Raw genomic sequence first — 658 nt, 5'->3', positions numbered from 1 at the left:
ATTGGCATATAACGATTTTGTCGGGTGTAGCTATGCTATACAATACCTTCTCACGAGGGGAAGACATAGCGACGGACTAATGGCCGTGTTTCTAACGCCCGGCACCCTTGGGGGTGTCAATAGAGACATTAAAACCATTAGGAGTTCATCATGAACAATTTAGTGACAATCAACAATGCTGGTATTGCTGTTACAACTTCTTTAAAAATTGCAGAGGGTGTGGGGAATAGCCACGCTACAGTTATAAAGCTTGTACGCAATAATCGTAAGGATTTTGAAGAGTTTGGTTCACTTGGATTTGAAATCCAAGTAAGTAAAAGAGACGGTAAAGGTGGTCAAGTTGCTATTCTCAATGAACCACAAGCCACTCTACTCATGACCTATATGCGTAACAATGATACAGTGCGTGCATTCAAAAAAGCACTTGTAAAAGCTTTCTATGATTTAAAAAACCAGTTAATTGATAATGACCGTGATACACGTTTTGCTTTTCCAAGCAACTGGGATGAAATGGGACCTACTGAAAAAGCTGTTTACATTTATGGACCGCTTCACATGCATCTTGTTAAAGCCTTTACACTAGCAGAAGAGAGAAAACATTATAAAACGCTTGTTGAAGAAGCCAAACGAGTCTTAACAAGTCCGATTACAAAAGCTG

Annotated in this window: 1 protein-coding gene; it reads left to right on the top strand. The window is 39.5% G+C overall.

Annotated elements, in window-relative coordinates; translation table 11 throughout:
* Positions 1 to 150: 150 nt before the first annotated feature.
* The coding region (locus ACFIQC_RS10085) for a Rha family transcriptional regulator (RefSeq protein WP_375707153.1) at positions 151 to 658 on the top strand (508 nt) is incomplete at its 3' end.

The sequence above is a fragment of the Bartonella sp. AA126HLJHH genome (assembly GCF_042197425.1).
In the GTDB taxonomy this organism is placed as follows: Bacteria; Pseudomonadota; Alphaproteobacteria; order Rhizobiales; family Rhizobiaceae; genus Bartonella.
The sequence above is the reverse complement of the archived record's forward strand: the minus strand, read 5'-3'. Positions and strand labels throughout refer to the sequence as shown.